Annotated in this window: 25 protein-coding genes; 11 read left to right on the top strand and 14 right to left on the bottom strand. The window is 70.2% G+C overall.

Going from position 1 to position 25,968, the window contains the following annotated elements:
• The first annotated feature begins 2 nt into the window (after nt 1–2).
• From FA743_RS06835 to msrA, 3 genes are all read left to right on the top strand, one after another.
• The gene (locus FA743_RS06835; protein ID WP_136885129.1) at nt 3–971 is read left to right on the top strand and encodes an NAD(P)H-dependent flavin oxidoreductase; all 969 of its coding nucleotides are present in this window, start codon (nt 3–5) and stop codon (nt 969–971) included.
• Between the two features lie 67 nt (nt 972–1,038).
• Nucleotides 1,039–1,488: a peptide-methionine (R)-S-oxide reductase MsrB gene (msrB, locus tag FA743_RS06830; RefSeq protein ID WP_136885128.1), complete on the top strand. Its 450-nt coding sequence runs from the start codon at nt 1,039–1,041 to the stop codon at nt 1,486–1,488.
• A complete protein-coding gene (gene msrA, locus FA743_RS06825; protein ID WP_136885127.1) occupies nt 1,481–1,987 on the top strand; it encodes a peptide-methionine (S)-S-oxide reductase MsrA in 507 nt (168 codons plus the stop codon). Before msrB ends, msrA begins: the two co-directional genes overlap by 8 nt.
• Before the next feature lie 82 nt (nt 1,988–2,069).
• On the opposite strand, the gene FA743_RS06820 is transcribed toward msrA, so the two are convergent.
• The 4 genes from FA743_RS06820 to kynU all read right to left on the bottom strand — a co-directional run bounded on the left by FA743_RS06820 (nt 2,070) and on the right by kynU (nt 8,527).
• Nucleotides 2,070–5,111: an efflux RND transporter permease subunit gene (locus FA743_RS06820; protein ID WP_136885126.1), complete on the bottom strand. Its 3,042-nt coding sequence runs from the start codon at nt 5,109–5,111 to the stop codon at nt 2,070–2,072.
• Complete coding sequence (locus FA743_RS06815; protein ID WP_136885125.1) at nt 5,108–6,208, bottom strand: efflux RND transporter periplasmic adaptor subunit; 1,101 nt, start codon at nt 6,206–6,208, stop codon at nt 5,108–5,110. Before FA743_RS06815 ends, FA743_RS06820 begins: the two co-directional genes overlap by 4 nt.
• Entirely contained in the window at nt 6,205–7,269 is a 1,065-nt protein-coding gene (locus tag FA743_RS06810) for an efflux RND transporter periplasmic adaptor subunit (protein WP_136885124.1), read from the bottom strand. The genes FA743_RS06815 and FA743_RS06810 overlap by 4 nt, the downstream gene beginning before the upstream one ends.
• A 70-nt stretch (nt 7,270–7,339) precedes the next feature.
• A complete protein-coding gene (gene kynU / locus FA743_RS06805; RefSeq protein WP_136885123.1) occupies nt 7,340–8,527 on the bottom strand; it encodes a kynureninase in 1,188 nt (395 codons plus the stop codon).
• Between the two features lie 61 nt (nt 8,528–8,588).
• On the opposite strand from kynU, the gene FA743_RS06800 reads away from it, so the two are divergent.
• Entirely contained in the window at nt 8,589–9,383 is a 795-nt protein-coding gene (locus FA743_RS06800) for an alpha/beta hydrolase (RefSeq protein ID WP_136885122.1), read from the top strand.
• A gap of 1 nt (nt 9,384) precedes the next feature.
• Here the strand turns inward: FA743_RS06800 and FA743_RS06795 are convergent, their stop codons facing one another.
• Nucleotides 9,385–10,221 (bottom strand): aldo/keto reductase, encoded by an 837-nt coding sequence (locus tag FA743_RS06795; protein WP_136885121.1) that lies wholly within the window; start codon nt 10,219–10,221, stop codon nt 9,385–9,387.
• 221 nt (nt 10,222–10,442) lie between these two features.
• On the opposite strand from FA743_RS06795, the gene FA743_RS06790 reads away from it, so the two are divergent.
• From FA743_RS06790 to bluB, 4 genes are all read left to right on the top strand, one after another.
• Entirely contained in the window at nt 10,443–11,189 is a 747-nt protein-coding gene (locus FA743_RS06790; protein WP_136885120.1) for a DUF421 domain-containing protein, read from the top strand.
• A 3-nt stretch (nt 11,190–11,192) separates the two neighbouring features.
• Nucleotides 11,193–11,525, top strand: a complete 333-nt coding sequence (locus FA743_RS06785; protein ID WP_135819238.1) for a hypothetical protein — start codon at nt 11,193–11,195, stop codon at nt 11,523–11,525.
• Between the two features lie 225 nt (nt 11,526–11,750).
• Entirely contained in the window at nt 11,751–13,019 is a 1,269-nt protein-coding gene (locus FA743_RS06780; protein ID WP_136885119.1) for a lytic murein transglycosylase, read from the top strand.
• Complete coding sequence (gene bluB / locus FA743_RS06775; RefSeq protein ID WP_136885118.1) at nt 13,016–13,702, top strand: 5,6-dimethylbenzimidazole synthase; 687 nt, start codon at nt 13,016–13,018, stop codon at nt 13,700–13,702. Before FA743_RS06780 ends, bluB begins: the two co-directional genes overlap by 4 nt.
• A gap of 106 nt (nt 13,703–13,808) precedes the next feature.
• Here the strand turns inward: bluB and FA743_RS06770 are convergent, their stop codons facing one another.
• The 6 genes from FA743_RS06770 to rsfS form a co-directional block, all read right to left on the bottom strand.
• Entirely contained in the window at nt 13,809–14,324 is a 516-nt protein-coding gene (locus FA743_RS06770) for an RNA pyrophosphohydrolase (RefSeq protein WP_136885117.1), read from the bottom strand.
• On the bottom strand, nt 14,302–15,720 hold the full coding sequence (locus FA743_RS06765) for a S41 family peptidase (protein WP_136885116.1): 1,419 nt from the start codon (nt 15,718–15,720) through the stop codon (nt 14,302–14,304). Before FA743_RS06765 ends, FA743_RS06770 begins: the two co-directional genes overlap by 23 nt.
• 15 nt (nt 15,721–15,735) lie before the next feature.
• A complete protein-coding gene (locus tag FA743_RS06760) occupies nt 15,736–16,923 on the bottom strand; it encodes a murein hydrolase activator EnvC family protein (protein WP_136885115.1) in 1,188 nt (395 codons plus the stop codon).
• The gene (gpmI, locus tag FA743_RS06755) at nt 16,920–18,434 is read right to left on the bottom strand and encodes a 2,3-bisphosphoglycerate-independent phosphoglycerate mutase (protein WP_136885114.1); all 1,515 of its coding nucleotides are present in this window, start codon (nt 18,432–18,434) and stop codon (nt 16,920–16,922) included. The genes FA743_RS06760 and gpmI overlap by 4 nt, the downstream gene beginning before the upstream one ends.
• Nucleotides 18,435–18,637: 203 nt before the next feature.
• Nucleotides 18,638–19,105 (bottom strand): 23S rRNA (pseudouridine(1915)-N(3))-methyltransferase RlmH, encoded by a 468-nt coding sequence (gene rlmH, locus FA743_RS06750; protein WP_136885113.1) that lies wholly within the window; start codon nt 19,103–19,105, stop codon nt 18,638–18,640.
• A 13-nt stretch (nt 19,106–19,118) separates the two neighbouring features.
• Nucleotides 19,119–19,613 (bottom strand): ribosome silencing factor, encoded by a 495-nt coding sequence (gene rsfS, locus FA743_RS06745; RefSeq protein ID WP_136885112.1) that lies wholly within the window; start codon nt 19,611–19,613, stop codon nt 19,119–19,121.
• 249 nt (nt 19,614–19,862) lie between these two features.
• Here rsfS and leuC point away from each other — a divergent pair, with 249 nt between their 5' ends.
• From leuC to FA743_RS06730, 3 genes are read left to right on the top strand one after another with little or no spacing between them, the layout of a single operon-like run.
• A complete protein-coding gene (gene leuC, locus FA743_RS06740; RefSeq protein ID WP_136885111.1) occupies nt 19,863–21,296 on the top strand; it encodes a 3-isopropylmalate dehydratase large subunit in 1,434 nt (477 codons plus the stop codon).
• 9 nt (nt 21,297–21,305) lie between these two features.
• On the top strand, nt 21,306–21,911 hold the full coding sequence (gene leuD, locus FA743_RS06735; protein WP_136885110.1) for a 3-isopropylmalate dehydratase small subunit: 606 nt from the start codon (nt 21,306–21,308) through the stop codon (nt 21,909–21,911).
• Nucleotides 21,902–22,915 (top strand): endonuclease/exonuclease/phosphatase family protein, encoded by a 1,014-nt coding sequence (locus tag FA743_RS06730; protein ID WP_246054864.1) that lies wholly within the window; start codon nt 21,902–21,904, stop codon nt 22,913–22,915. Before leuD ends, FA743_RS06730 begins: the two co-directional genes overlap by 10 nt.
• On the opposite strand, the gene FA743_RS06725 is transcribed toward FA743_RS06730, so the two are convergent.
• The 3 genes from FA743_RS06725 to FA743_RS20255 are packed head-to-tail and all read right to left on the bottom strand — an operon-like array spanning nt 22,901 to nt 25,967.
• Complete coding sequence (locus FA743_RS06725; RefSeq protein WP_136885109.1) at nt 22,901–24,136, bottom strand: adenosylmethionine--8-amino-7-oxononanoate transaminase; 1,236 nt, start codon at nt 24,134–24,136, stop codon at nt 22,901–22,903. The two genes, FA743_RS06730 and FA743_RS06725, sit on opposite strands and share 15 nt — an antisense overlap.
• Nucleotides 24,133–24,849, bottom strand: a complete 717-nt coding sequence (gene bioD, locus FA743_RS06720) for an ATP-dependent dethiobiotin synthetase BioD (RefSeq protein ID WP_169308798.1) — start codon at nt 24,847–24,849, stop codon at nt 24,133–24,135. Before bioD ends, FA743_RS06725 begins: the two co-directional genes overlap by 4 nt.
• Nucleotides 24,834–25,967, bottom strand: a complete 1,134-nt coding sequence (locus tag FA743_RS20255; protein WP_169308797.1) for an 8-amino-7-oxononanoate synthase — start codon at nt 25,965–25,967, stop codon at nt 24,834–24,836. Before FA743_RS20255 ends, bioD begins: the two co-directional genes overlap by 16 nt.
• Between the last annotated feature and the right edge of the window lies 1 nt (nt 25,968).

The following is a 25,968-nucleotide window of genomic DNA, read 5'->3' as shown; positions in this document are numbered from 1 at the left end:
CCATGCTGCCACCGATCCTGCAGAACCTGCGCATCCCCGTCATCGCCTCGCCCATGTTCATCGTCTCGGGGCCCGATCTCGTCATCGCGCAATGCAAAGCGGGCATCGTCGGCAGCTTTCCGGCGCTGAACGCCCGCGAGAAGGATGGCGAGCCGTCCCTGCTGGACGCCTGGCTGACCCGGATCGAGGAAGAGCTGGACCGCCACAACCAGGCCAATCCCGACCACCCGGCGGCGCCCTTTGCGGTGAACCAGATCGTGCATCGCAGCAATGCAAGGCTGGAGCGCGACATCGAGATCTGCCACCGCCACAAGGTGCCGATCTGGATCACCTCGCTTGGCGCGCGGGTCGAGGTGAACCAGGCCGCCCATGACTGCGGCGGCATCGCGCTGCATGACGTGATCAACAATGTCTTCGCAAAGAAGGCCGTCGAGAAGGGCGCCGACGGGCTGATCGCGGTGGCGGCGGGGGCTGGCGGCCATGCCGGGCCGCAATCGCCCTTCGCGCTGATCCAGGAGATCCGCGACTGGTTCGACGGCCCGTTGCTTTTGTCGGGCTCCATCGCCACGGGCCGGGCGGTGCTGGCGGCGCAGGTGATGGGGGCGGATCTGGCCTATATCGGCAGCCCCTTCATCGCCACCACCGAGGCGAACGCGCAGGACGACTACAAGCAGATGATCGTGGACAGCACGGCGGGCGACATCGTCACCTCGTCGCTGTTCACGGGCGTGTCGGGCAACTACCTGGCCCCCTCGATCCGCAAGGCGGGGCTGGACCCGGACGCGCTGGAGGGCGCCGATGCCAGCGCCATGAATTTCGGCGAGGGCTCGGCCAAACCCAAGGCCTGGAGCACGATCTGGGGCGCGGGCCAGGGCATCGGCGCGGTGCACGCCGTCGAGCCCGCAGCCACCCGCATCGACCGCCTTGCGACGGAATATCACGCCGCAAAAGGGGCCGTTTCGCGCCTGTGACCTTTGCGGATCGGCCCTTCGCTTCCCATATATCGAAGGGAACGGCACCACATCCGTGGAGGAACCCATGAGCTATCAGAAATCACAGGACGCGCTGGCCCGGCTGACGCCCGAGCAATATCGCGTCACGCAGGAGAACGGCACCGAGCGGGCCTTCACCGGCGAATACGACCATCATTTCGACGCCGGCATTTATGTCGACATCGTCTCGGGCGAGCCTCTGTTCGTCAGTTCGACGAAATACAACTCGGGCTGCGGCTGGCCGGCCTTCACCAAGCCCATCGCGGACAACGTGACCGAGCATCGCGATGTCAGCCACGGCATGGTCCGGGTCGAGGTCCGCTCGAAGCATGGCGACAGCCATCTGGGCCATGTCTTCCCCGACGGGCCCCAGGATCAGGGGGGCCTGCGCTATTGCATCAACTCTGCCTCGCTGCGCTTCGTGCCCAAGGACCGGATGGCGGCCGAGGGCTATGGCGACTACCTGACCCAGGTGGAGGAGGCCCATCATGACTGAGCGCGCAATCCTGGCCGGAGGCTGCTTCTGGGGCATGCAGGACCTGATCCGGCGCCTGCCCGGCGTCGTGTCGACCCGCGTCGGCTATAGCGGCGGCGACATCCCCAATGCCACCTATCGCAACCACGGCACCCATGCCGAGGCCATCGAGGTCACCTTCGATCCCGACCTGATGAGCTATCGCCGGCTTCTGGAGTTCTTCTTCCAGATCCACGATCCCAGCACGCCGAACCGCCAGGGCAACGATCGCGGCCCGGGCTATCGCTCGGGGATCTACTATGCCGACGAGGCGCAGCGCGAGGTCGCGCTGGAAACGATCGCGGATGTGGAAGCATCACGCATCTGGCCCGGCCGCGTCGTCACCGAACTGGCGCCCGCCGGCGATTTCTGGGAGGCGGAGCCCGAGCACCAGGATTACCTGGAGCGCTTTCCGAATGGCTATACCTGCCATTTCCCGCGCCCCGAATGGGTTCTGCCGAAACGCGCCGCTGCCGAATAGGTGGGATCCGCGTCCCGCGACCGCCGGGGGGCTTCGCGCCCCCCGGACCCCCCGCGGGATATTTAGGCCAAGATGAAAGGCGTCAGGCCTTCGGGGGTCTGACCCGGAAGACGGCGCAGTAGAGCGCGGGGACGAAGACCAGCGTGATCAGCGTGCCCGCGACGATGCCGCCCATCATGGCGAAGGCCATCGGGCCCCAGAAGACCTGTCGCGAGATCGGGATCAGCGCCAGCGAGGCGGCGGCGGCGGTCAGCAGGATCGGACGCGCGCGGCTGTCCGAGGCCTCGAACACCGCCTGCCACTGGGTCCGGCCCTTGTGCAGCAACTCCTGGATCTCGTGGACGAGGATCACCGAGTTGCGGATCAGGATGCCGATCAGCGCCAGGATCCCCAGGATCGCCACGAAGCCCAGGGGCACGCCGAAGGGCACCAGCACCGCCACCACACCGATCAGTCCCAAGGGGGCGGCGGCGAAGACGACCAGCGCCACGCGGAACCCCTGCATCTGGGCCATGACCAGCACCGCCATGATCAGCAGCATCACCGGCACCACTGCCGCGATGGGCGCCTGGCTGTCAGCCGAGCTTTCGACCGAGCCGCCGACCTCGACCCGCACCTCGGCGGGCAGCGTGGCCTGATATTCGGCCACCCGCGCGGCCAGCGCCGTCACCAGCGTCGCCGGCTGGTCGAGGGTGGCGATGGCGGCCTTGACGGTCACCGTGGGCAACCCGTTCCTCTGCAGGATCAGCGGCTGCTCGGAGCCGTATTCCAGCGTCACCAGCGCCGAGAGGGGCACGTTCGGCCCCTCCGTCAGGTTCAGCTGCAGGTTGCGGATCGAGGCCAGCGACTGCCGGTCGGTCGCCGCCCCCCGCGCCACCACGTCGATCAGGAAGATGTCGTCGCGCAGTTGCGTGACACCCGCCCCGCTGAACAGCGCCGACAGCGCCTGCGCGATGTCGCCGTTGGTCACCCCCAGCCTGCGGGCCTGGTCCTGGTCGACGACGAGGCGCACCATGCGCGCGGGCTCGTTCCAGTCCAGCGCGATGTCGCGAAGGCGCGGCTCGGTCGCCAGCACGCTGGCCAGGCCCCGCGCCGCATCGCGGGCCGCATCGGCATCGGGCGCGGTCACGCGATACTGCACCGGCTTGCCCACCGGCGGGCCGATCTCGAGGTTCTTGACGTAGATGTCGGTGCCGGCGAATTCCTCGGCGGCCAGCCGGTTCAGCTCCGCCTTGACGCGGTCGCGGGCGGCCAGGTCCGGGGTCTGGATCACGATCTGGCCCATATGCGGCCCCGCCGTCGGCACGTCCATCGACAGCACGAAGCGCGGCGCCCCCGACCCCACATAGGAGGTCCAGAACAGCACGTCGTCATTGCCCGACAGGCTCGCCTCCAGCCGGTCCATGTCGGCGCGGGTGCGCGCGATCGAGGCGTTCTGGCGTCCGGTGATGTCGACCAGCACCTCGGTCCGGTCCGAGGTCGGGAAGAACTGCTGTTCGACGAAGCGCATCCCCCAGACCGAGGTCGCGAAGATCGCCAGCGTCACCGCGATGGTCAGCCATTTCCACCGCATCGCGCCGCGCAGCAGCCGGTGGAACCCGCGCCGCAGCCGCCCCGGCCCCTTCGCGTGATGGCCCATGTCGGCGCGCAGGAAGGTCACGCCCAGCAGCGGCGCGAAGAGCACCGCCACGATCCAGGACACGACCAGCGACACCGCGATCACCACGAAGAGCGAGAAGGTGAATTCCCCCGCCGCCGAGCTGTTCAGCCCGATCGGGATGAAGCCCGCCACCGTGACCAGCGTGCCCGTCAGCATCGGGAAGGCGATCGAGGTCCAGGCATAGCTGGCCGCATCGGTCAGGCTCTCGCCGATCTCCAACCGCGAGATCATCGTCTCGATGGCGATCATCGCGTCGTCGACCAACAGGCCCAGGGCGATGATCAGCGCGCCGAGCGAGATCCGCTGCAGGGTGATGCCGTACAGGTCCAGGATCACGAAGGTGATGGCCAGGCACAGCGGGATGGTCAGCGTCACCACCAGCCCGGCGCGCAGGCCGAGGCTGATGAAGCTGACGACCAGCACGATGGCCACGGCCTCGGCCAGGGCGGTGACGAAATGGCCCACGGCCTCCTCGACCACATGGGGCTGGTCGGCGATCTTGGCCATCTCGATGCCGATGGGCAGGTCGGCGGCGATGCGGGTCATCAGCGCCTCCAGCTCGGCGCCGAAATCCAGGATGTTGTCGCCCTGCCGCATCCCGATCTGCAGCCCGATGGCCGGCTGGCCGTTGTAGCGGAACAGCGACGAAGGCGGGTCCCGATAGCCGCGCGTCACCGTCGCCACGTCGCCCAGGTTGAAGAAACGCTGGCCCACGCGCAGGTTCACGGCCTCGATCGCCTCGGCGGTGTCGAACTGCCCGCCCACGCGGACCAGGATGCGCTCGGGCCCGGCCTGGATCACGCCCGAGGGGGCGATGGCGTTCTGCTGGGCCAGCGTGGCGATGACCTGCGCCTGGTTCAGCCCCAGGGCCGCCAGCCGCGCGACCGAGAATTCCAGGAAGATCTGCTCGTCCTGCACGCCCAGCAGCTCGGTCTTGCCGGCGGCGTCCAGCGCCGCGACCTGGCGGCGGATCGCCTCGACCCGGTCGCGCAGCTCGCGCGGGGTGAAGCCGTCGCTGGTGAAGGCATAGATGTTGCCGAACACGTCGCCGAAATTGTCGTTGAACTGGAAGCCCGCGAATTCCTGCGGGAAATCGGGGCGGATGTCGCCCATCATCTCGCGCACGCGCTTCCAGACCTCGGGGACGGCGGGGCCGCGGATGGTGGGGTCCAGCTCCACATAGACCACCGCCTGCCCCGGCATGGTGACCGAGCGGGTGAAGTCCAGCTCGTCCAGCTCCTCCAGCTTGGTCTCGATCCGGGTGGTGACCTGCTTCAGCGTCTCGTCGATGGTGGCGCCGGGCAGGGCCGCGCCGATGATCATCGTCTTGATGGTGAAGTCGGGATCCTCCTCGCGCCCGAGGTTGAGATAGCTGATCGTGCCCGCGATCATCGACACGATCAGCAGGAACCAGACGAAGCTGCGATGCTTCAGCGCCCAGTCCGACAGGTTGAATTTCGTCACGGCTCCAGCCTCCGGCCGACGGGCTGGCCCGGGGCCAGGGATGAGACGCCGCGAATGACGATCTCGTCGCCGGTCCGCAAGCCCGAGGTGATGTTGACGCGCCCCCGGAAGGGCGCGGCGGCCTCGACCGGGACCTGTTCGACATGGGCCGCCTCGCCGTCGCGGGTCACGCGCCAGACGGTGCTGCCGTCGCCCGTGGTGACCAGCGCCTCGGTGGGCAGCGACAGCGAGGGCGCGTCGCGGGTGCCGAAGCGGACCCGCACCAGCGCGCCAAGCCGGAAGGGCGCGTCGGGCGGCAGGGTCAGATACAGCCGCCGGGTGCGCGTGGCGCTGTCGGCGATGGGGTCGATGCGGTCCAGCGTGGCGGGGATCTGCGTGTCGGGATCGTTGCGGTGCCAGACGGTGAAGCCCGCCCCGGTTTCCAACCCCCGCAGCGCCTGCTCGGGCAGGTCGATCACCACCTCGGGCGTGTCCTCGGCCGACAGCTGCAGCACCGGCGCCCCGGCGCCCACCACCGCGCCCGGCGCCTCATAGACGGCGCTGATCACCCCGGCAAAGGGCGCGGTCATCCGCGCGAAGCCCTCGGCATCCTCGGCCTGCGCCAGTTCGGACCGGGTGCGCTCCACCGCCGCCGATGCCGCGCTGGCGGCCTGCTGGGCCTGTTCCAGCTGCGCGTCCGAGGCGACGTTGCGTTCGGCCAGGGCCTCCGTGCGCTCCAGCGTGGCGCGGGCGGTGCGGTCGGCGACCTCGGCGGTGTCCAGGGCGGCGCGGGCGGCGCGGGTGCTGGCCACCAGATCGTCGGTGGACAGCTGCGCCAGCAGCTGGCCCTGCGCGACCTTGTCGCCCAGATCGGCGGGGCGGGCGATCATCCGCCCCAGGGCCTGAAAGCCCAGCTGCACCTGACTGCGCGCCTCGACGATGCCGGGAATGCCCCGCGCCTCGGCATCGCGATCGGCCAGGATGACGCTGACCACCGGGCGCGGCGGGCCGGCGGGCTCTTCGGCATGCAGGCCGAAATCCAGCCAGTCGGGCAGGCCAAGCGCCGCCACCGGCCCGCAGGCCACCACCAGCAGCGCCGCAAGCGCCACGGCCCTCATGGCGCGACCTCGGCGGCGGGCTGCACGCGGCGCCCGGGATAGAGCAGTTGCGAGCCGTCCCCCACCACGCGCTGCCCCTCGGCCAGGCCTTCGGCCACATAGATCGTGCCGTCGCCGAAATGCGCGATCCGCACCGGGGTCAACGCTACCCGGTTGTCGCCGTCCACTGTCCAGACCGCCGAGCCATGGCCCTGCCGCATCAGCGCGGTCCAGGGCACGACCACCCCGTCCTCGCGCATCACCTGCAGATGCCCGCGCACCGAGGCACCCAGGAGGCCCGTCGCCTGCGCCTGCGTCTCGATGCGCGCGCGCACCGTGACGGTCCCTGTCTCGGGATCGACCAGAGGCGAGACCTCGGTCACCGTCCCGGTCATGTCGGGGCGGTCGATGTCCAGAGTCTCCAGCCGGATCTGGCGGCCCAGCACGTCGCGCAGCGCCGGATCGTCGGCGGCCTGAAACACCGCCTCCAGCCCCGACAGCGCGGCCAGCTCGATCACGGGCTGGGCAGCGGCCACGACCTGCCCCGGAGACATGGATTTCGCGGTCACCACCGCATCGGCGGGCGCGCGCAGCACCGCATCGTCCAGCGCGCGGCGGGCCTGCTCGACGGTGGTCTCGGCCCGCTCCTGCGCGCCCAGGGCCTGGGACAGCGCCTGTTCGGCCTGATCCGCCGCCGCGCGCGTGCCCACGCCGCGCGTCAGCAGCGCATCGGCCCGTTCGCGCGCCTGCCGCGCCTGCTCGGCCCCGGCGCGGGCGGCGGCCAGACCGGCCTCGGCCACGTTCAGCGCCTGATCCTGCTGCACCGCGTTCAGCCGCGCCAGCGCCTGCCCCGCCGCGACCCGGTCGCCTTCCGACACCAGCACCTCGGTCACGCGCCCGCCTTGGCGAAAGCCCAGATCCAGCGTGTCCACCGCCTCGATCTGGCCCGACAGCTGCAGGTCCAGGGACAGCGGCTCGCGCCGGGCGATCTCGATCATCACGCGCAGGTCGGGGATGTCCTGGGCCCGGACGGCAGGCGCCAGGACCGTCAGGCACAGGCCCACGGCAAACAGCTTGAGCATCCCGGGGACCCTCCGACTCGGTACCCCCGATATGTCATCCCTTTCGCGGAGGTTGAAAAGCCCCTTGCCCTCAGGTCACTGTCGCCTTGCGCTGAAAATCGTCATGATCCCAGCTGCCGTCGCGCAAAATCCGCGCAAGTGTCGCGACGGCCCGGTTCACATCCTCCAGGTCGTTGTAGAGCGGCGCGAAGCCGAACCGCAGCACGTCGGGCGCCCGGAAATCGCCCACCACCCCCGCCGCAATCAGCGCCTGCATGACCGCAAAGCCCTGCGGATTGCAGAAGCTGACTTGCGATCCGCGCCGCGCCGGATCGCGCGGGCTGTTCAGGACCAGCCCGGGACACTCGGCCTCGACACCCGCGATGAAGGCCTGCGTCAGCTCGATCGAGCGCGCGCGCAGGTCCGCCAGCGACACCCCCTCCCAGACATCCAGTGCCGCCTCCAGCGCGGCCAGCGCGATGACCGGAGGGGTGCCCACCCGCATCCGCTCGATCCCCGGCGCGGGGCGGTATTCGGGGTCGAAGGCGAAGGGCGCGGCATGGCCCATCCAACCCTGCAGGATCGGCGCCGCCGCCTCGGCATGGCGCGGATGGATCCAGATGAAGGCCGGCGCGCCCGGCCCGCCATTGAGATACTTGTAGGTGCAGCCCACCGCGAAATCGGCCTCCGCGCCGGTCAGGTCCACATCGACCGCCCCCGCCGAATGGGCCAGATCCCAGATCGTCAGCGCCCCGGCGGCCTGCGCCCGCGCCGTCAGGCCCGCCATGTCGTGGCGCCGCCCGGTGCGGTAATCGACCTCGGTCAGCATCAGCACGGCCACGCTGTCGTCCAGCGCGCCCTCGACCTCGTCGGGCGCCACCACGCGCAAAGTCGCCCCCATCGCGCCCGCCAGCCCCTGCGCCACATAGAGGTCCGAGGGGAAGTTGCCGCTGTCCGACAGGATCACCCGCCGGTCGGGCCGCAGCGCCAGCGCCGCGCTCAGCGCTTGGAACACCTTGATGGACAGCGTGTCGCCCATCACCACCTCGCCGGGGCCCGCCCCGATCAGCCGCGCGATGCGGTCGCCGACGCGGCGGGGCTGGGCATACCAGCCGGCTTTGTTCCAGCCGCCGATCAGCATCTCGGACCATTCGCCGGCCATCATCCGGGCCACCCGGTCGCGCGCCGCCACCGGCATCGGACCCAGGGAGTTGCCGTCCAGATAGGTGATGCCGTCGGGCAGGTGAAAGGCGGCGCGGGTGGTGATAAAATCGGACATTTTAGGCTCCCTCTTGACCTGAAGCTAGCAGCGGGGTTGGCTGCCGGAAAGAGGGGCCGCCATGCTGTACCAGATCACCGATTGGGACGATGCCTATGCCAATGGCGCCCATATCCCCGAGGGGGAGACCTATCTGCCGCGCTGGACCAAGGCGGCGGCGGCCTTCCGGGCCGAACACCGCCCGCTGCCCTTGGGGCGCGGACACCTGTTCCTGCCGGCCCATACGCCGCGCGGGCTGATGGTCTTCGTCCATGGTGGCTACTGGATGCGCTTCGATCCCAGCACCTGGTCGCATCTGGCCGCCGGTGCCATCGCCCTGGGCTGGGCCTGCGCCATTCCCGCCTATCGCCTCGCGCCCCGCGTGCGGATCTCCCAGATTACCCAGGACATCGCCCGCGCGGTGGCCAAGGCGGCCTTCAACGTGCCGGGCCCGGTGGTGCTGACCGGCCATTCCGCCGGCGGGCACCTGGCCGCCCGGATGATCTGCGAGGGGGTGCTGCCCGACCGGCTGGCCGCCCGGATCACCGCCTGCGTACCCATCTCGCCGCTCACCGACCTGCGCGCCCTGCTGCGCACCGCGATGAACCAGAAGCTGCGTCTCGACATGGCCGAGGCGTTGTCGGAAAGCCCGGCCTTGCTGACGCCCCGGGCGAACATCCCCGTCACCACCTGGGTGGGGGCCGCCGAACGGCCCGAATTCATCCGCCATGCCCGCCTTCTGGCCGATGCCTGGGCGGGACTCGGGACGGCCACGGAATGCGTCCTCGACCCGGGCCGCCACCATTACGACGTGATCGACGGGCTGACGGATCCCGCCAGCCCGCTGATGCGCCGCCTGCTGGATCACGGCGCCTGACCTACAGCGGGTCGCGGTAATCAAAGGTCTCGGGATCGGGCCCGGTGCGATGGCCCCGGTCCAGCGCGTCGATGGCCGCGATCTCCGCCTCGGTCAGCCGGATCTCCAGCGCGGCCAGGTTCTCGGCCAGCCGGTCCGGGTTCTCGGATTTCGGAATGACCGACAGCCCGTGCTGCAGATGCCAGGCCAGGATCATCTGCGCCGCGCTGCACCCCAACCGGGCGGCAGGCCCGGTCACCGCAGGCGCCTCGAAACTGTCGCCCCGGCCCAAGGGCGTCCAGCTTTGCGTGACCACCCCCAGCCGCGCATTCGCCGCCCGCAGCGACGCCTGCGTCAGCGAGGGATGCAGCTCGATCTGGTTCAGCGCCGGGACCACGCCGGTTTCGTCGATCAACCGCGCCAGATGCGCCTCGTGGAAATTCGCCACCCCGATCGAGCGCACCCGCCCCTCGTCGCGCAGCCGGATCAGCGCCCGCCATGTCTCGACATAGGCGTCCATCAGCGGCAGCGGCCAGTGGATCAGGTACAGGTCCAGATAGTCCAACCCGCAGCGCCCCATGGTCGCGTCGAAGGCCCGCAGCGCCGCATCAGGACCCTGCGCGTCGTTCCACAGCTTCGAGGTGACGAAGATCTCGTCCCGCGCCACGCCGCTGTCGCGGATCCCCTGACCCATCCCGCGCTCGTTGCCATAGGCCGCCGCGCCGTCGATCAGCCGATAGCCCAGCTCCAGCGCCCGCCCCACCACCGCCGGGGTCGCGTCGTCCGAGATCTGCCAGATCCCGGTGCCCATCTGCGGCATCCGGCGACCATCGTTCAGTGTCATCATCGGTTGGGTCATCACGACCTCCTTGTCCTTGCCCGCCCCAACGCGCCGGCCAAGGCCCCGGTTCAGGCCCCCTCCCCGTTCATCTTGGCCCAAATATCCCGGGGGGAGTCCCGGCACGGGACGGGGGGCAGCGCCCCCCCTCTCGCCCCCCGCCCCAGCCTCCCCGGCCCCGCGGCGGAACCCCGCCCCCGCCCTGCCGTTAAGCCGCGCAGTTTCCCCAGCCCGAGGCGCCCATGGACCAGCCGGTCATCCCCTTCGATCTTGCCCGCATGTTCATCGGCGACCACCCGCCCCTCTTCTATGCCGAGATTCTGGTCCGCACGCTGCTGATCTATGTCTATGCGCTCCTGATGATCCGCTGGATCGGCGGGCGGGGCGTGGCGCAGCTGTCCATGGTCGAGTTCCTGCTGGTCATCGCGCTCGGCTCGGCGGTGGGCGACGCGATGTTCTATCCCGACGTGCCGGTCCTGGCGGCAATGGCGGTCATCACCATCGTGGTGCTGATCAACAAGGTCCTCGACCGGCTGATCGTGCGCTTCGACCGCGCCAAGGACCTGATCGACGGCCGCCCCATCATGCTGGTCCGCGACGGCTGCATCCTGCATGACGATGCCACGCAGCGCGACCTGGGCCTGGCCGAGATCAAGGCGATGCTGCGCCTGGCCGGCATCGGCAATCTGGGCGAGGTGCGCGCCGCCTATCTCGAGGCCGGCGGCGGGCTCTCGGTCTTCCGCCGCAGCGACCCCGCCCCCGGCCTGTCGCTGCTGCCCCCCGCCCATCTGATCAACGGCGGCCCCGAACCCGACAAGGCCCTTGCGATGGACGGCCGGACATGCTGTTCCCAATGCGGCGCCGGGGCCGAGGCCCCGACCCGGGCCGATCCGGCCCCCTGCCCCCGCTGCGGAAGCCGCGACTGGCAGGCCCCCGAATGGCCCGACGGCGCGCCCCGTGCCGAGGGCAGTGCAAAGCCGATGGAGTGACGCATGAAGGTCTATACGCTGGTCGTCGAACTGGGCCGCCGCGCGGGCGACGGCCTGCCCAAGGGCGCCACCGGGGCGGGCCTCGTCTGCTATGCCGCCGGCCATGACGAGGGCGAGGCCGTGCGCGAGACGGTGGCCATCCTCAAGCAGGCCGACATGGCGCCCCTGGACGTCTCGGGCTATGGCACGCTGGACGAACGGCTGGCCGAGGGCCACGAGATCGACGAGGCCGAACGCGCCCTGATGGACCGCGCGCTGGCCGAGAACTCGGTCATCATCGCGCAGATGGTGCCGTGGTTCGGCGGCGAGGCCGATCCCGATTCGCTGATGAACTGAGCGGCCGAATGCCGCGCGCATGATTGGACAAGGAGGGGGGCGCTGCCCCCCGTCCCGTTCCGGGACTCCCCCCGGGATATTTGCGCCAAGATGAAACGCGATGCCCGCGCCTGTCGCGGCCTATTCAAGTCCGATCCGTTCGGCTAGGGTTGTGTCAATCAACCAGTCCGGGCGCTTGCGACCCGGCATCAAGAAACCACGGCAGTCACGAACAGGCATTTCCCCATGAGCATTTCCCGCATCTTCCTGTCCACCACCCTGATCGGCGCGCTGGCGGCCTGCGCCTCGCCCATGTCGCGGATGCCCTCCAGCATGCCCGTCGCGCCGCAGGCCTCGGTGACCCCCACCCCGATCCCGGCCGCATCGCCCGGCGACGAGGCCGGGCTGCAGACTTTCGTGCAGCAGTTCCGCCCCCGCGCGCTGTCCTCGGGCATCTCGGCTTCGACCTATGACCGGGCCATGGCACTGGCGCGCTACAACCCCGAGGTGATCCGCCTCGACCGCCGCCAGGCCGAGTTCTCGCGCCCGGTCTGGCTGTACCTGGACAGCGCCGTGTCCGATGTGCGCATCACCACCGGCCGCCAGAAGCTGGCCGAGCTGAACCCGGTGCTGGCCCGGATCGAGGCGCAATACGGCGTCCCGCGCGAGGTCGTGCTGGCGGTCTGGGGCATGGAATCCAACTTCGGCGCCAATCGCGGCCGGATGCAGATCATCCCCTCGCTGACGACGCTGGCCTATGATGGCCGCCGCGGAGAGTTCTTCCAGAGCCAGCTGATCGCGGCGCTGCAGATCCTGCAGGCGGGCGATACCGACCCGGCCAACATGCTGGGCAGCTGGGCCGGCGCCATGGGCCACACGCAGTTCATGCCGACCTCCTATCTGGAATATGCCGTCGACTTCACCGGCGACGGCCGCCGCGACATCTGGTCCGAGGATCCGACGGATTCGCTGGCCTCGACCGCCGCCTATCTGGCCCGCAGCGGCTGGCAGCGCGGCGCGCCCTGGGGGGCCGAGGTGCAGCTGCCCTCGAACTTCAACATGAGCCTGATCGGGAAAGGCACCCGCCGCTCGGCCAGCGACTGGTCGGCGCAGGGCGTGCGGACCATGGGCGGCGGCGGCCTGCCCGGCGGATCGGGCTCGATCATCATGCCCGCCGGCGCGCGCGGCCCGGCCTTTTTCATCAGCGACAACTTCCGCGCCATCCTGCGCTACAACAACTCGGACAACTACGCGCTCGGCGTGGCCTATCTGGCCGAACGCATCGCGGGCCGGTCCGGCATCCAGGGGGCCTGGCCGCGCAACGACCGCGCCCTGTCGACCGGCGAGCGCGAGGAGATCCAGCGCCGCCTGGCGCAGCGCGGGCTGTATCAGGGCGAGATCGACGGCCTCTTCGGCTCGGCCACGATGGAATCGGTGCAGGCCTTCCAGCGCTCGATCGGCGTGGCGCCCGACGGCTACCCGACCTCGATCCTGCTGGACCAGCTGCGCCGGTGAGCGAGGACACGGTCGGCCTCGCCCCGGCGGGGCCGTTTCCCCCGGCCGAGCGGGCGGCGGTCTATCGCGCGATCCGCGAACGCCGCGACGTGAGGGGCCAGTTCCGCCCCGACCCGATCGACCCGGCCCTGCTGCGCCGCCTGCTGCAGGCGGCGCATGACGGCCCCTCGGTCGGCCTCTCGCAGCCGTGGAACTTCATCCTGCTGCGCGACCCGGCCCTGCGCGCCCGCCTGCACGCCGCCTTCCAGACCGCCAATGCCGAGGCCGCCGCCCGCTTTCCCGACCGCGCCGCGCTCTATTCCTCGCTCAAGCTCGAGGGGATCCTGCAGGCGCCGCTGAACCTCTGCATCACCTGCGACCGGACCCGGGGCGGCGCGCATGTGCTGGGCCGCACCCATGACCCGTCGACCGACCTCTATTCGACCGCCTGCGCGGTCCAGAACCTCTGGCTGGCCGCCCGGGCCGAGGGGATCGGCGTGGGCTGGGTCAGCATCTTCCGCCCCGAGGACCTGCGCAGCATCCTGCGCCTGCCCGACCATGTCGTGCCGGTGGCCTATCTCTGCCTCGGCCATGTCCGCGAACTTCATACCCAGCCCGAGCTGCAGGCCCGGGGCTGGGGCCGGCGCCTGCCCCTCGACGACCTGATCTTCGAGGACAGCTGGGACAGCCGCCCCACCGCCTGAATTTCATCTTGGCGGAAATATCCCGGGGCTGAGCCGCGCCTGAAAAAGGTCCAGTGGACCTTTTTCAGCGGCGAAGGCCGCAGGACGGGGGCAGAGCCCCCCCTCCTCAGGCCAGATGGTCGCGAAACGCGTCCAGCACCTCGGCATAGACCGCGCGCTTGAAGGGCACGATGTTCTCCAGCAGATCGTCGGCCCGCATCCATTGCCAGCGGTCGAATTCGGGATGGGCGGTCTCGATCGCCACATCCCGGTCCTCGCCCAGGAAGCGCAGCAGCAGCCATTTCTGCCGCTGCCCGCCGAAGCGGCCCTTCCAGACGCGGCCCAGCATGTCGGGCGGCAGGTCGTAGACGACCCAGTCCGGGGTCTCGGCCAGCACCTCGACCAGATCCGGGCCCACGCCCGTCTCCTCGGTCAGCTCGCGCAAGGCGGCCTCGCGCGGGGTCTCGTCCCCGTCGATCCCGCCCTGCGGCATCTGCCAGGCGCCGGGCATGTCCAGCCGGTGGCCCGCAAAGACCAGGCCGTCGCGATTGACCAGCACCACCCCCGCGCAGGGCCGGTAGGGCAAGCCCCCCGGCCCGACGAGATCGGGCGCCTCGGCCTCAGCCCCGGTCGGCCGCGTCATCCTCGCCCCCCGCGCCTTCGCCGGTGACCGCAGGCGTCGCGGCGGCAGGCACCTGCTCGGCGCGGAAATTCACCGCCGCCAGGCCCTTCAGCACATCCACCGCATAGGCCAACTGGTAATCCTCGTCGCGCAGCGCGGCGGTGGCCTCGACCTCGGCCGCCTCGCGCTCCATCTGCTCGCGCTCCTCGTCGCTCACGTCATTGCCAAGCGCGCCGCGCAGATCCGCCTCGGACCGGCTGAAGCTGCTCTCGCTGCGGGGCGTGTCCTCCTCGTCCTCGGTGGGCGCCGGGCGGGGCTGGGCCACCAGGATGTCCGGCTGGATGCCAAGCGCCTGGATAGACCGGCCCGAGGGCGTGAAGTACCGCGCCGTGGTCAGCCGGATGGCGCTGTCGGCGGTCACCGGCATCACCGTCTGGACCGAGCCCTTGCCGAAGGACTTCTCGCCCACCACGATGGCGCGGCGATGATCCTGCAGGGCGCCCGCGACAATTTCCGACGCACTGGCCGAGCCACCGTTCACCAGCACGACCATCGGCTTGCCCTCGGCCAGATCGCCGGTCTCGGCGTTCCAGCGCTCGCTCTCGTCAGAACTGCGGCCCCGCGTGCTGACGATCTCGCCGGCATCCAGGAAGGCATCCGAGACGCTGATCGCCTGGTTCAGCAGACCGCCCGGATTGTTGCGCAAATCCAGCACGAAGCCGGTCACCCGGTCGATCCCGCCGGCCTCCTCGACCGCGCTCTCCAGCTCGGCCAGCAGCGTGTCATAGGTCTCGTCGTTGAAGGTCGAGACCCGCAGCACGACCGCATGGCCCTCGACGCGGCTGCGCACGACGGTCAGCTTGATCGTGTCGCGCGCCATGGACAGATCGAAGGGCTCGGTCTCGCCCTCGCGCAGGATGGTGATGGTGATCTCGGACCCGATGGGGCCGCGCATCATGTCGACCGCCTGATCCAGCGTCAGCCCCAGCAGCGATTCGCCGTTCACATGGGTGATGAAATCGCCCGGCTCGACGCCCGCATTGGCGGCGGGCGTGTCGTCGATGGGGGCCACGACCTTGACCATGCCCTCCTCCTGGCTGACCTCGATCCCCAGGCCGCCGAAGCTGCCCCGGGTCTGCGTCTGCATGTCGGAATAGTCGTCCGCCGACAGGAAGCCCGAATGGGGATCCAGCGAGGTCAGCATGCCGTTGATGGCCGCCTCGATCAGCGCCTTGTCGTCGGGCGCCTCGACATAGTCGGCGCGGATCCGCTCGAAGACGTTGCCGAACAGCTCCAGCTGCTCATAGATGGGCGCGCTGCGCCCGGTTTCCTGGGCCAGCAGCGGTCCTGCCAGCTGCGTCGTGACCAGAGCCCCGGCCAGAACGCCCCCCAGTCCCGCGATCAGATAATGTTTCATGGCGGCCTTTCTGCCTCAGTCCTCTTGCGGCCCGACGACGGGATTGAGCACAAACCAGTCGGCCGGGTCCAGCGTTTCGTTGCCACGGCGCAGTTCCAGATACAGCGTCTCGCTGCGCCCGGCCTCGGCCCCGCGCGCCGCGTCCGAGACGAATTGCGACCCGAATTCCTGGGCGGGGGCCTCGGTGCCCCCCATCAACCCCACCGGATCGCCTGCCTTCAGCACATCGCCCACCTCTCCGAACACCTGCGAGAGGCCCGCGAAGATCAACAGATACCCCCGTGCGGGCTCGGCGATCATCACATTGCCGTAATCCAGGAAGGGACCGCGGTAGCGGATCGTCGCAGGCCAGGGCGTCTGCACCAGGGCGGCGGGCGCCGTGGCGATCACCCAGCCCGGGCGGCTGACGCCCGCGGCGTCGGGTTCGTCATAGGGGCGCAGGATCGTGCCGACCACCGGCAGGGGCAGGCTGCCCTGCGCACCCTCGAAATCCTCCATCGGCGGACCCACGTCCTTTTCCATGCTCGCAATGCCGGTGGCGAACTGGTTCAGGCTTTCGGCGGCGGCGCGCAACTCCTGCAATTCCTGCGGGTCCTCGGCATAGCGCGTGGGCATCGAACTGCGGTCGCCCGCCGCGCTGGCCAGCAGGCGCCGCGCCTCCTGCACCGAATCCAGCCCCGATCCCAGCATGCCGGCGGCATTGGCCTGCAGCTCGCGCACGGTGGCGATCTCGTCCAGATCGACCTGCAGCGCCTCGGCCTCGGCCCGCAGGCCCGGGGTGATGCCCGACAGGATCATCCCGGTGCGCGCATTGGCCAGCGCGCCCGCCGGATGCAGCAGCATCGTCGATTCGGGGCTCTGCTGCAGCGCGGTCATCGCGCCCAGCACGCGGCTCAGCTGGCCACGCTGCGCCTCGAAGCGGTCGCGCAGCTCGGCCTCGCGGGCGCTGGCCTGCCGCAACCCGTCGCGCAGCGCCGACAGGCCCAGCTCATAGCCGCGGATCACCTCGGTCAGGGCCACGACCTGATCGTCGGCGCTGACAGCCTGGGCCAGCTGCCCGATGGCCGCGCGCAGCAGGGCGGCGGCGGCCTCGGCATCGGCCACCGCCTGATTGGCGGGGCTGGTCTGCGCAACGGCGGGCAGGACAAGGACGGAAGGACCGGCAAGGGCGGCGCAGAGCGTCAGGGCAAGGCGCATCCTCATCGGGTGATCAGACTGGTGCCGGTCATCTCGGCGGGCTTCTCCAGCCCCATCAGCTCCAGCACCGTGGGCGCCAGATCGGCCAGCCGCCCGTCGCGCAGATGGATGCCCGGCGGCCCGCCATGGACGATGACCGGCACCGGGTTCAGCGTATGGGCGGTGTGCGGCCCGCCCGTCTCGGGGTCGATCATCTGCTCGCAATTGCCGTGATCGGCGCAGATGACGGCGGCGCCGCCCACCCGGTCCAGCGCCTCAAGCATCCGCCCCAGCCCCCGGTCCACGGCCTCGCAGGCCCGCGCAGCGGCGGAGAGGCTGCCGGTATGGCCCACCATGTCAGGATTGGCGAAATTCACCACGATCAGGGCATAGTCCTGGCCGATCACCTCGACCAGGGTGTCGGCGACCTCCTCGGCCGCCATCTCGGGCGCCAGGTCATAGGTCGCGACCTTGGGGCTTTGCGGCATGTGGCGATCCTCGCCCGGCTCTGGGGTCTCCTTCCCGCCATTCAGGAAGAAGGTCACATGCGGGTATTTCTCGGTCTCGGCCAGCCGGAACTGGCGCAGCCCCTGCGCGGCCACCCAGGCCCCCAAGGTGTTGCTGACCTGCTGCTTGGGATAGGCGGCGGTCATGAAGCTGCCATGCCGGGTCGAATAGTCGACCATGCCCAGCATCCCCGCCCAGTCCGGGCGCGGGCCGGTCTCGAACCCCTCGAAGACCGGGTCGCCCAGGGCCGACAGGATCTCGCGCGCCCGGTCGGCGCGGAAGTTCAGGCAGAACACCCCGTCCCCGTCCCGCGCACCCGCATAGCCGCCGATGACGAAGGGCGGCACGAACTCGTCCGTCTCGCCGCGCCCATGGGCGGCCGCGATGGCACTGGCGGCATCCGGCGCGGCCTCGCCCCGGCCTTCGGTGATGGCGCGATAGGCCCGCTCGACCCGCTCCCACCGGTTGTCGCGGTCCAAGGCGAAATAGCGCCCGATGACCGTGCCGATCCGCGCGCCCGCGGGCAGCCCGTCCTGCAATTCTTCCAGAAACCCCGCCGCCGACGAGGGCGCCACGTCGCGCCCGTCGGTGATCGCATGGAGGACGACCGGCACCCCCGCTTCCGCCACGGCCCGCGCCGCCGCCAGCACATGGGTCAGATGCCCATGCACGCCCCCGTCCGAGATCACGCCCATCAGATGCGCCGTCCCGCCCGAGGCCGTCAGCCGCGCCACGAAGTCCAGCAGCGCCGGGTTGCGCCCGAAGCTGCCCTCCTCGATGGCCAGATCGATCGCGCCCAGATCCATGGCCACGACCCGGCCCGCGCCGATATTGGTATGGCCCACCTCGGAATTGCCCATCTGCCCGCGCGGCAGGCCCACATCGGGCCCGTAGGTCAGCAGCCGCGCGTTCGGGCTCTCCCGCATCAGCCGGTCGAACTGCGGCGTGTTCGCCTGGTCGGGGGCGCTCTGCTCGGGACGCTCGGACAGGCCCCAGCCATCGAGAATGCACAGGATCACGGGTTTGGTCATGACGGCCTCGCGGTTTTGACTGTCATACCCAAAGCGGGCGCCAGCGGCAACCGAGGGACCGGGGGCCAGCCCCCGGACCCCCGGGATATTTGCAGACCAATGCAGGCATCAAGGGACAGGCTGCCTGCATTGGTCCGGAAATATCCTCGGGGGGAGTCGCCGGAACGGCGACGGGGGGCAGACAGCCCCCTGCTGCGGCACCCTCACGCGCGATGATAGGGGCCGCCCGCCAGGATCGTCGCCGCGCGATAGAGCTGCTCGGCCAGCATCACGCGCACCAGCAGATGCGGCCAGACCATGCGGCTCAGGCTGATCTGCCAGTCGGCCCGGGCGCGCAGGCCGGGATCCAGCCCGTCCGCCCCGCCGATCACGAAGCACACGTCCCGCGCCTGATCGCGCCATCCGGCCAGGCGCGCGGCGAAATCGGGCGAGCTGGGCTGGTCGCCGCGCTCGTCCATCATGACCACCAGCGCGCCCTGCGGGATCGCGCGGGCGAGCAGTTCGGCCTCGGCGGCCATGGTGCCGGCGCGGCGGTCCTCGACCTCATGGACCTGGACCGGCGGCAGGCCGAGGCCCCGGCCCGTCCTGGCGAAGCGGTCGAGGTAATCCGCGACCATCGCCGCCTCGGGGCCGGTCTTCATCCGCCCCACGGCGGCAAGGTCGATCCGCATGGCCGCGCCCGGATCAGTCCTGGGGCTGGTAGGCCGAGGGCTGGGCGGGCTCGCGCACGCGGGCCAGCGCATCGGCGGGCATCCACATCTTCTCCAGCTGGTAGAAATCGCGGACTTCGGGGCGGAAGACATGGACGATCACGTCGTCGGTGTCGATCAGCACCCAATCTCCGGCATCCTTGCCCTCGATCCGCGGCGAGCGGCCGGTGGCCTGCTTGACCCGCTCGGCCAGCTTCTCGGCAATCGCCCCCACCTGGCGCGAGCTGCGGCCCGAGGCGATCACCATGTGATCGGCGATGGCCGTGCGACCGCGCAGGTCGATGGTGATGACCTCTTCGGCCTTGTCGTCATCCAGAGAGGTCAGGACCAGCGACAGGATATCATCGCTGCTGGGTCCTGAATTCGAGGCGGTCGGCCGACCGGCCGACGGGACGTCTTGTGACAGGGTTTCATCCTCCGGTCCACGCGCCGATAGCCCCCGGCGCCGGGGTTCCCTCCAACATAGCATCTTTTCGGCCCATCTCAATCGGCGCGGCCAAATTCCTTCCCTGCAAGGCGCGGGGATGGCTTGATCGGCGGGCGCGGCTGGCCTAATCTTGCCCGATGATGCGTTATTTCGACATTCATGACCGCGCCCGCCTGCCGCAGCGCTTCCATGGCGAAACGCTCAGCGTGACCGCGCGGGGGTGATGGCCTGCGGGCATCCGCATGCCCGGCCCCTCCCTGCACCCTGCATCACAGCCGAAAGACCTCAGCCATGACCATTCCCGCAGCCGCCGCGCCGCGCACGCTTTACGACAAGATCTGGGACGCCCATGTGGTCGACCGCCAGGAGGACGGCACCTGCCTTCTGTATATCGACCGCCATCTGGTCCACGAGGTGACCAGCCCGCAGGCCTTCGAGGGGCTGCGCATGACCGGTCGCACCGTCCGCGCGCCCGAACGCACCATCGCCGTGCCCGATCACAACGTGCCCACCACGCTGGACCGCCAGCAGGGCATCGACAACGAGGAATCCCGCATCCAGGTCGATGCGCTGGACCGCAACGCCCGCGAGTTCGGGGTGCATTACTATCCGGTGACCGACATCCGGCAGGGCATCGTGCATATCGTCGGCCCCGAGCAGGGCTGGACCCTGCCCGGCATGACCGTCGTCTGCGGCGACAGCCATACCGCCACGCATGGCGCCTTCGGCGCGCTGGCCCATGGCATCGGCACCTCCGAGGTCGAACATGTGCTGGCCACCCAGACCCTGATCCAGGGCAAGTCGAAGAACATGAAGGTCGAGATCACCGGCCGCCTCGCCCCCGGCGTGACCGCCAAGGACATAGTCCTGCGGATCATCGCCGAAACAGGGACCGCGGGCGGTACCGGCCATGTCATCGAATATTGCGGCGAGGCGATCCGCAACCTGTCGATGGAAGGCCGCATGACCATCTGCAACATGGCGATCGAGGGCGGCGCCCGCGCCGGCCTGATCGCCCCCGACGAGGTGACCTTCGCCTATGTCCAGGGCCGCCCCCACGCGCCGAAGGGCGCGCAATGGGAGGCCGCGATCGCCTGGTGGAAGACGCTGTTCTCGGACGACGGCGCGCAGTTCGACAAGGTGCTGACCATCCGGGCCGAGGACATCGCCCCCACCGTCACCTGGGGCACCAGCCCCGAAGACGCGCTGCCGATCACCGCCTTGGTTCCCGCGCCCGAAAGCTTCGCGGGCGGCAAGGTCGATGCGGCGCGCCGGTCCCTGGACTACATGGGCCTGACGGCGGGGACGCCGCTGACCCAGATCGCCATCGACGCGGTCTTCATCGGCTCCTGCACCAATGGCCGGATCGAGGATCTGCGCGCCGCCGCCGAGGTGCTGCGCGGCCGCAAACTGGCCCCGGGGGTGCGCGGCATGGTCGTGCCGGGCTCGGGCCTGGTGCGCGCGCAGGCCGAGGAGGAGGGGCTGGACGCAGTCTTTCTGGAGGCGGGCTTCGAATGGCGGCTGGCGGGCTGTTCCATGTGTCTGGGCATGAATCCCGACCAGCTGAAGCCGGGCGAGCGTTGCGCCGCGACCAGCAACCGCAATTTCGAGGGGCGGCAGGGCTACAAGGGCCGCACCCATCTGATGAGCCCCGCGATGGCGGCGGCGGCGGGCGTCACGGGGCGTCTGACCGACATCCGCGAATTCGCCAAAGAACCGGCGTAAGGACAGATCATGGACAAGTTCACCACCCTGACCGGCATCGCGGCCCCCATGCCGCTGGTCAATATCGACACCGACATGATCATCCCCAAGCAGTTCCTGAAGACCATCAAGCGCTCGGGCCTGGGCGTGAACCTCTTCGACGAGATGCGCTATGACCGCGAGGGGCGCGAGATCCCCGATTTCGTGCTGAACAAGCCCGCCTATCGCGACGCGCAGATCCTGATCGCGGGCGACAATTTCGGCTGCGGCTCGTCGCGCGAACACGCGCCCTGGGCGCTGCTGGATTTCGGCATCCGCTGCGTGATCTCGACCAGCTTCGCCGACATCTTCTTCAACAACTGCTTCAAGAACGGCATCCTCCCGGTCGTGCTGCCGCAGGCCGCCGTGGACGCGCTGATGGAGGATGCCGAACGCGGCGCCAATGCCCGCATCACCGTCGATCTGGAGACCCAGACCGTCACCGCCTCGGACGGCACCAGCCATGCCTTCGAGGTCGACGCCTTCCGCAAGCACTGCCTGATGAACGGGCTGGACGATATCGGCCTGACGATGGAGAAGGCCCCCGCCATCGACCGGTTCGAGGATGGGATGGCCCAGGCCCGCCCTTGGATCTGAGGGCGCTTGCCCTTGCCCTGATGCTGGCCGCCCCGGCCCAGGGCCAGACCCTGCGCCTGGCCACCTGGGATCCCGGCCTGACCCGGGACGGGCCGGGGCTTCTGTTGCGCGACATTGAGCGGGACGACCCGCAGGTGCTGGCAGCGGCGCAGGTCATCGCGGCGCTGCGGCCCGACGCGATCCTGCTGACCGGGCTGGACTGGGATCTGGACGGCCGCGCGCTGGCGGCTTTCGCCGACCTGCTGAAGGCCCAGGGCCACCCCCTGCCCCACCGCCATGCCGGCCCCCCGAACCGAGGGGTCCAGACCGGCCACGACCTTGACGGCGACGGACGCGCGGGCCAGCCCCGCGACGCGCAGGGATACGGCGCCTTCACCGGGCAATCGGGCCTCGCGCTGCTGTCGCGCCTGCCCATCGCCAGCGTCACCGACCACACGGCGGTGCTCTGGCGCGACATGCCCGGCCACCGGATGCCCGACGGCCCCCATGCGGATGTGCAGCGCCTGTCCTCGTCCGCGCATTGGGACATCGCCCTCACCACGCCCGCAGGCCCGCTGCACCTGCTGGCCATGGCCGCCACCCCCCCGGCCTTCGAGCCCCGCAACATCGCCCGCAATCATGACGAGGCCGCCTTCTGGCTGGACCACCTGCCCGACGCGCCCTTCGCGGTCATCGGCAACCTGAACCTGGATCCCGTGGATGGCGACGGCGATCCCGCGGCGCTTGCGGCCCTGCTGGCGGTCACGCAGGACCCCGAACCGCGCGGCGCGTGGCAGCCGCCCCAGACCGGCCCCAACGCGGATCACCAGGGCGATCCGGCCTTGGACACGGCGGAATACGACCGCCCCCCCGGCAACCTGCGGCTGGACTACATCCTGCCCGCGCAGGGCCTGCGCGTCATCGATGCCGGTGTCCTCTGGCCCGCCCCGGGCGACCCGCTGGCCGAAGCCGTGGCGCTGGCCTCGCATCGCAAGCTGGTCTGGGTCGATCTAGACCTCGAATGAGGCCACGGCCCCCCAAGCCAGATCCAGATCCTCGCCCGTCACCCCATAGGGCGGCAGCACATAGACCGTGTTGCCCAAGGGGCGCAGCAGCACCCCCTCGGCCATGACATGCGCCCGCATCCGCGGCCCGACCTCGGACAGATAGCCGCCCTCGGGCACCACCAGATCCAGCGCCGCGATGGTCCCGCAGCGGCGCGGATTGGTGAAGCGCGCATCCCCGGCCAGCGCCGCCAGCCGCTCGGCCTGCATCGCGCCCAAGGCCTCCAGCCGCGCCTGCATGGGGCTGGCCCGCCACAGCCGCACCTGCGCCAGCGCCGCCGCGCAGGCGATCGGATTGGCCGTGTAGCTGGACGAATGATAGAACGTCCGCCGCCGGTCCACCGACCGATGCGCCTCGAAGATCCGCGCCGTCGCCAGCGTGGCGGCCAGCGGCATCACCCCCCCGGTCAACCCCTTCGAGGTACACAGGATGTCCGGCTCCACCCCCACATGATCGCAGGCCCACAGCCGCCCCGTGCGGCCCCATCCGGTCATCACCTCGTCGGCGATCATCAAGACGTCATGCCGGTCGCAGATCGCCCGCAGCCCGGCCAGGACCTCGGGGCGATACATCCGCATCCCCCCCGCGCCCAGCACCAGCGGCTCCAGGATCAGCGCCGCCATCCGGCCCGACGCGGCCAGATCCTCGAAGGCCGCCAGCGTCGCCGCGCCGTCACCCGAGGGGAAGGGCAGCCGGTCCACCGCGAACATCAGCGGATCATAGGCGGCGTTGAACACCCCCCGCTCGCCCATGCTCATCGTGCCGATGGTGTCGCCGTGATAGCTGTCCTCGATCACCGCGATCCGGTGGCGCCCGTCGCCCTCGTGGCGCCAATAGCCCAAGGCCATCTTCAGCGCGACCTCGACGGCGGTGGACCCGCTGTCGCTGTAGAAGACGTGCTTCAACCCCGCAGGGGCCATCGCGACCAGAGCCTCGGCCAGCTCCTCGGCGGGCGCATGGGTCAGACCGGCGAAGATCACCTGATCCAGGGTCCCCGCCATCTCGCGGATCGCCGCGACGATCTCGGGCTGGTTGTGGCCATGGGTGACCACCCACCAGCTGCTGATCGCATCCAGCAGCGGGCCCCGGTCGGTCTGGATATAGGCGCCCTGCGACCCCGTGGCCCGGGGCGGCGCCGGCTCGGTCGCATGCTGGAAGAAGGGATGCCAGACCGCACTCATGCGAAATCCTCCGCCCGGAAGTTGTCACGCATCGCCTGAGCCAACGCAGCCCGGTCCAGCCGCGCCAGATGCGGCAGCCGCCCCAGCACGCGGACCCGGCCGATCTGCCCGATGGTCGCCATGTTGTCACCGTTCGGATCGCCCGCAAAGGCCACCCCATGGATCGGCACGCCCCGCGCCCGCAGCGCCTCGATCGCGCTCAGGCTGTGGCTGATCGTCCCCAGCCCGGTGGCGCAGACCAGCACCACCGGGATCTGCCAGCGCGCGAACAGGTCCGCGAACAAGATTTGCCGGGTCAGCGGCACCAGCACGCCCCCCGCGCCCTCGATCACCAGCCGCGCGCCGGGCGGCGGGGTCAGCGCTTCGGCGTCGATCTCCACCCCCTCCAGCTCGGCGGCGCGGTGCGGCGACAGGGGCTCGCGCAGCATCACCGCCTCGGGATGGGTCGGGGCGCCCGACAGCTGTTCGACCTCGGCCCGGTCGCTGCCCGGCTGCGCAACATCCGTTAAGGCCGCGCGCGTTGTCGGTGTACGCCCTGTGCACGCGCTGTGCTGCCCCGGTGCATCCCCGGTGAGGGCCGCATTCGGCACATTCCCCGCCAGCCCGGACTGCACCGGCTTCCAATAGGCCGCGCCGGTCATGCCGCACAGACCGGCCGCGAAGACCGTCTTGCCGACATCCGTCCCGGTGCCTGTGATCACAAATCTGGCCATAGCTCCTCCAGCACCTCGGCCAGGCGGATCACCTCCGCCTCCGAGGCATTCAGCGTCAACGACACCCGCAACCGAGAGGTCCCCTCGGGCACGGTCGGCGGCCGGATCCCCCGCACATCCAGGCCCCGCGCCTGCACCTGCGCGGCCAGCGCCATCGTCGCGGCATCGGGTCCCACGATCAGCGGCACGATCTGGCTGCCGCTCAACGGCACCTGCGGCAGGCGCCGGGCCATTTGGGCCCCGAACAGTGCCACCCGGTCCTGCAGCGCCGCCTGCCGCCATGGCTCGTCCTCAAGGATCGCCAGCGCCTCCTGCCCCGCCACCGCCATCAAGGGCGAGGGCGCGGTCGCGAAAATGAAGGGCCGGCAACGGTTTACCAGAAAATCGATCAGCACCCGCGCGCCGCAGATCAGCGCGCCCGACCCACCCAGCGCCTTGCCAAGCGTGTGCAGCGTCACGACATTGTCGCGCCCCTCCAGGTGATGCGCCAGGCCCCGGCCCCCGGGCCCGAAGACGCCTGTCGCATGCGCCTCGTCCACCAGCAGAAACCCATGCGCATCCGCCAAGACCATCAGATCGTCCAGCGGCGCGCGGTCGCCATCCATGCTGTAGAGGCTCTCGACCGCGATCCAGACCGCCCCGGTCCCGCCCCCACGGCGCCAGGTCGTGATCACATCCTCCGCATGCCCCGCATCGCCATGCCGGAACATGGCAACCTCCGCCCGCCCCGCCCGCGCCCCCTCATGGGTGCTGGCATGGGACAGCGCATCCATCAGCAGCAGATCCCCCCGCTGCGGCAGCGTTGTGATCACAGCAAAGTTGGCGACATACCCGCCCCCGAAGCCCAACGCCGCCTCGGCCCCGAAAAACCCCGCCGCCGCCGCCTCGAACCCAGCCTGAACCTCGGTCTCCCCCCGCAGCAACCGCGATCCCGCGGCCCCCACCGGCACGCCCCGCTCCAGCGCCCCGGCGACAACCGCCCGCAACCGCGCGGACTGTGCCAAGCCAAGGTAATCGTTCGAGGAAAAATCCACGCCCCGCCTGGGGATCAAGGCGCGCAGCCGCGCGGCCCCTGCCAGCGCGCCCAGATCCTGCCGATAGACTGCCAGCCGGTCCATT

The sequence above is a fragment of the Paracoccus gahaiensis genome, assembly GCF_005048225.1.
Classification (GTDB): domain Bacteria; phylum Pseudomonadota; class Alphaproteobacteria; order Rhodobacterales; family Rhodobacteraceae; genus Paracoccus; species Paracoccus gahaiensis.
The sequence above is the reverse complement of the archived record's forward strand: the minus strand, read 5'-3'. Positions and strand labels throughout refer to the sequence as shown.